Source organism: Pseudomonas sp. P5_B2, from assembly GCF_056400445.1.
Genome location: NZ_JBFULH010000295.1, coordinates 1 through 5,142, shown reverse-complemented (window position 1 = coordinate 5,142; position 5,142 = coordinate 1). Strand labels below are relative to the sequence as shown.

Annotated in this window: 5 protein-coding genes; all 5 read right to left on the bottom strand. The window is 60.5% G+C overall.

All coding sequences use genetic code 11. The features are described 5' to 3' along the window. Nucleotides 1-89: 89 nt before the first annotated feature. The gene (locus AC1DRJ_RS18740) at nucleotides 90-899 is read right to left on the bottom strand and encodes an ABC transporter permease (RefSeq protein WP_477803474.1); all 810 of its coding nucleotides are present in this window, start codon (nucleotides 897-899) and stop codon (nucleotides 90-92) included. After that, complete coding sequence (locus AC1DRJ_RS18735) at nucleotides 889-1,836, bottom strand: ABC transporter permease (RefSeq protein ID WP_477803473.1); 948 nt, start codon at nucleotides 1,834-1,836, stop codon at nucleotides 889-891. The genes AC1DRJ_RS18740 and AC1DRJ_RS18735 overlap by 11 nt, the downstream gene beginning before the upstream one ends. Before the next feature lies 1 nt (nucleotide 1,837). After that, nucleotides 1,838-2,875 carry an ABC transporter ATP-binding protein gene (locus AC1DRJ_RS18730; RefSeq protein ID WP_477803472.1) on the bottom strand — a complete coding sequence of 346 codons (1,038 nt, stop codon included), beginning with the start codon at nucleotides 2,873-2,875 and terminating at the stop codon, nucleotides 1,838-1,840. Between the two features lie 318 nt (nucleotides 2,876-3,193). Further along, nucleotides 3,194-4,345 (bottom strand): putative ABC transporter substrate-binding protein YdcS, encoded by a 1,152-nt coding sequence (gene ydcS / locus AC1DRJ_RS18725; protein WP_477803471.1) that lies wholly within the window; start codon nucleotides 4,343-4,345, stop codon nucleotides 3,194-3,196. 82 nt (nucleotides 4,346-4,427) lie between these two features. Further along, nucleotides 4,428-5,142, bottom strand: a 715-nt coding sequence (locus AC1DRJ_RS18720) for an aldehyde dehydrogenase family protein (protein ID WP_477803470.1), incomplete at its 5' end; no start/stop codon positions are given.

The following is a 5,142-nucleotide window of genomic DNA, read 5'->3' as shown; positions in this document are numbered from 1 at the left end:
GCGTATGTCAGCCAGCATCAATGTTGAATGTTAAACCGCTTTCGCGAGCAGGCTCGCTCCCACAGGGGTAGTCGTTGTCCGTGAGTTAGTTATTTCCCGCCACTGCCCGCAACACTCTCACCACCCCGGGTCAGGTAATAGGCGCCGAGGATCGGCAGCATGGTCACGATCATTACCAGCATCGCCACGACATTGGTCACCGGCACGTCCCGTGGGCGGCTGAGCTGGTTGAGCAGCCACAGTGGCAAGGTGCGTTCATGGCCGGCGGTGAAGGTGGTGACGATGATTTCGTCGAACGACAAGGCAAACGCGAGCATGCCGCCGGCCAACAACGCCGAGCCAAGGTTCGGCAGCACGATATAGCGGAAGGTCTGCCAACCATCGGCGCCGAGGTCCATGGACGCTTCAATCAAACTGTGGGAAGTGCGACGCAATCGAGCGATGACATTGTTGTAGACGATCACCACGCAGAAGGTCGCGTGGCCGACGATGATGGTGAACATCCCCGGCTCGATCCCCAATGTCTTGAAGGTCGCCAGCAACGCGATCCCGGTGATGATCCCCGGCAACGCAATCGGCAGGATCAGCATTAGCGAGATGCCTTGCTTGCCGAAGAAGTCCCGGCGGTACAACGCCGCTGAAGCGAGGGTGCCAAGGACCATGGCTATCAAGGTCGCGACGGAGGCGATCTGCAGCGAGAGCTTGATCGCTTCCAGCACGTCCGGCCGCGAGAACGCTACGCCGATCCACTTCAGGGTGAAACCCTTGGGCGGAAAGCTGAACGCCGCGTCTTCGGTGTTGAAGGCGTAGAGGAAGATGATCAGGATCGGGAAGTGCAGGAACACCAGCCCGCCCCACGCCGCGATTTTCAGACCTATAGAAGCTTTCTCAGAGTGCATCGAAGGCCCCCAGTCGTTTGACGATGGTCAAGTAGATGGCGATCAACACAATCGGCACCAGCGTGAACGCCGCGGCCATCGGCATGTTGCCGATCGCACCTTGCTGGGCGTACACCATGTTGCCGACGAAGTAGCCCGGCGGGCCCACCAGTTGCGGCACGATGAAGTCGCCCAGGGTCAGGGAAAACGTAAAGATCGAGCCGGCGGCAATGCCCGGAATCGACAGCGGCAGAATCACTTGCATGAAGGTCTGGCGCGGCTTCGCACCCAGGTCGGCCGAAGCTTGCAACAGAGACGGTGGGAGACGTTCCAGCGACGCCTGGATCGGCAGGATCATGAACGGCAGCCAGATGTAGACGAACACCATGAAGCGGCCCAGATGCGAAGTCGACAAGGTGCTGCCGCCCACGCCCGGAATGCCCAGCACAAACTGCAAAACCGGCTCCAGTCCCATGTGTTGAACGAACCACTGTGCGACGCCACCCTTGGCCAGCAGCAGGGTCCAGGCGTACGCCTTGACGATGTAGCTGGCCCACATCGGCATCATCACCGCGATGTAGAAAAACGCCTTGGTCTTGCCGGTGGTGTAGCGCGCCATGTAGTAGGCAATCGGGAACGCGACGATGGCGCTGGCGATGGAGACGACAACCGCCATGCTCAAGGTGCGCAGGATGATGTCGAAGTTCGACGGCTGGAACAACGCCGCAAAGTTGGCCAGGGTCAGGTCCGGTGTGACCGCCATGGTGAAGTCATCAAAGGTGTAGAAACCTTGCCACAGCAACACCAGCAACGAGCCGAGGTAAATCGCGCCGAACCACAGCAGCGGCGGCACCAGCAGCATCGACAGGTACAGGTTGGGCCGGCGATACAGCAGGTTGGAAAACCTGCGCAACGGCGAACCGCTGGCCGGGGTTTGAGGGATAGCCACGGTGTTCATTTCACACCCCGCCGGCAAAGGTGTCATGCAGCGGGATCATCGCTTCCCGTGCCCAGCGCGCGCTGATGCGTTGTCCGGTCTGGTGCTGGGCGCTGACGTCCAGCCATTGATTGTTGGCCTGGCTGATATTCAGGGTCTGGCCGTTTTCCAGTTTCATCTCGTAGCGCGTGGCGCTGCCCTGATACTGAATGTCGTGCAGCAAACCGCTGACTTCAATCTCGTGGCTGGCCAGCGGGCCTTCGGCGAATCGCACATGTTCCGGGCGAATCGAAAACGGTTGTGGGTTGCCGCTGAGCTGCTTCGCCAGATCACCGCGAATCACATTGGAAGTGCCGACGAATTCCGCGACAAACGTGGTCGCCGGTTTCATGTAGAGATTGCGCGGCGTGTCGACTTGCTCGATGCGCCCCTTGTTGAACACGGCCACACGGTCAGACATCGACAGCGCTTCGGTCTGGTCGTGGGTGACAAAGATGAAGGTGATGCCGAGCTGGCGTTGCAGTTTTTTCAGCTMGCTTTGCATCTGTTCGCGCAGCTTCAAATCGAGGGCGCCCAACGGCTCGTCGAGCAGCAACACGCGAGGGCGATTGACCAAGGCGCGGGCCAGTGCCACACGCTGGCGCTGACCACCGGACAGTTGCACCGGTTTTCGCTCGCCGTAGCCGCCCAGGGCGACCATGTCGAGGGCTTCTTCGGCGCGTTTCTGGCGCTCGGCTTTGCCGACGCCTTTGACCTTCAAACTGTAAGCGACGTTGTCGAGTACGTTCATGTGCGGGAAGAGGGCGTAATCTTGAAACACGGTGTTGACGTCACGCTCATACGGCGGCAGCCCGGCGGCTTCTTCGCCATGAATGCGGATGGAGCCTGCGCTCGGTTGTTCGAAACCGGCGATCAGGCGCAAACAGGTGGTTTTGCCCGAGCCGGAGGGGCCCAGCATGGAGAAAAACTCGCCGTCCTGGATGTCGATGGAAACCCGGTCTACGGCTTTCACTTCGCCGAAAAGACGGGAAACATTGGTGAACTGGACTGCAAGCGTCATGGTGCGGTGCTCCAAAAAGACGAGGGCCGTCGCAGCGGCCCTGCCTGGACTTCTGAATACTTCAGTGATGATCGTTCCCACGCTCTGCGTGGGAATGCCGCCGGTGACGCTCTGCGTCACTTTTGCGCGAGTGGACGCGGAGCGTCCGGTGATGCATTCCCACGCAGAGCGGGGGAACGATCAATTAAATCTGAATGGTGATGACTACCCTGTAGCAGCTGCCGAGGYACGAGGCTGCGTTGGGCTGCGCAGCGGCCCCGAGGGCGGTCCTGCGGACACGCAACGCAGCCTCGTGCCTCGGCAGCTGCTACAGAGGGCTTAACGGCCGCCCATGATCGCGATGTAGTCCTGGGTCCAGCGGCTGTACGGCACGAACTTGCCGCCTTCAGCTTGTGGGGTTTTCCAGAAAGCGATCTTTTCGAACTGGTCGAAACCGTTGGTCTTGCAGCCTTCCGCGCCGAGCAATTCGCTGCCGGTGCACGCCGCCGGCACCGCTGGCAATGAACCAAACCAGGCCGCCACATCACCCTGGACTTTCGGCTGCAGCGACCAGTCCATCCACTTGTAAGCGCAGTTCGGGTGCTTGGCCTCGGCGTGCAACATGGTGGTGTCGGCCCAACCGGTGGCGCCTTCTTTTGGAACGGTCGAAGCAATCGGTTGCTTCTCGTTCATCAGGCCGTTGACCTGATATGGCCAGGCACCGGACGCGACCACACCTTCGTTTTTGAAGTCGCTCATCTGCACGGTGGTGTCATGCCAATAGCGGTGGATTAACGGCTGCTGGGCGCGCAACAGATCGAGCACGGCTTTGTACTGGGCTTCGGTGAGTTGGTACGGGTCGTTGATGCCCAGTTCAGGCTGGGTGGCTTTCAGGTAGAGCGCCGCGTCAGCGATGTAGATCGGGCCGTCATACGCCTGCACGCGCCCCTTGTTAGGCTTGCCGTCCGGCAGGTTCTCCTCATTGAACACCACGCCCCAACTGGTCGGCGCGGTCTTGAACACGTTGGTGTTGTACATCAGCACGTTCGGGCCCCACTGATACGGGGTGCCATAGGTCTGGTTGTTGACCACGTACCACGGCGCATCTTTGAGGCGCGGGTCGATGTTTTTAAAGTTTGGGATCAACGCCGTGTTGATCGGCTGCACACGCTTGCCGGCGATCAACCGCAGCGATGCATCGCCCGACGCCGTCACCAGGTCGTAACCACCCTTGGCCATCAAGCTGACCATTTCGTCGGAAGTGGCGGCGGTCTTGACGTTCACCTTGCATCCGGTTTCCTTCTCGAAACCGGTTACCCAGTCGTAAGCCTTGTCGCTTTCACCACGTTCGATGTAGCCGGGCCAAGCCACAATATCCAGCTGACCTTCGCCAGCACCGACGGCTTTCTGCGGTTCGGCGGCCTGGAGACTGGCGCTCGCCAGCAGCGCGGTGGTGATTGCACTGAGCAGTGCGGTCTTGTGCACGAACATGGGGATTCCCTCTTCTTTAATTATGGTCGGGGCAGTTGTGAACKCGGTGAAGCATGCCGTTAGCGGCTTGTTATTAGCGTAGTCAGAGATGCTGGCCGTGGCGCGCCATGATGTGCCGCACCACGCTGTAGTCCTGCAGCGAATCGCTGGATAAGTCTTTGCCGTAGCCCGAACGCTTCAGGCCGCCATGGGGCATTTCGCTGACCAGCATAAAATGGCTGTTGATCCAGGTGCAGCCGTACTGCAAGCGCGCCGCGACCTGCATCGCCTTGTCCAGATTCTGGGTCCAGACCGAGGAGGCGAGGCCGTATTCGGAGTCGTTGGCCCAGTCCACCGCCTGTTCGAGTCCATCAAAACGGGTCACGGTGACCACCGGCCCGAACACTTCGCGCTGGACGATCTCATCGCTCTGTTTGCAACCGACCAGCAACGTCGGCTGGTAATAGAAGCCCGCGCCGGAATGCACCGCCGCACCGGTCACGCGTTCGATGTGCGGCTGACCGAGGGCGCGCTCGACGAAACTGGCCACGCGGTCGCGCTGGCGAGTGCTGATCAGTGGCCCGATTTCGTTGTCGGCATCGCGTTTGCCGGCGAAGCGCAGACTGCTGACCGCCGCGCCGAGTTCGGCCACCAAACGGTCATGAATTCCGGCCTGTGCATAAATGCGGCACGCGGCGGTGCAATCCTGGCCGGCGTTGTAGTAACCGTAAGTGCGCACGCCTTCGACCACGGCCTGAATGTCCGCGTCGTTGCAGACGATTACGGGCGCTTTGCCGCCGAGTTCGAGGTGGGTGCGT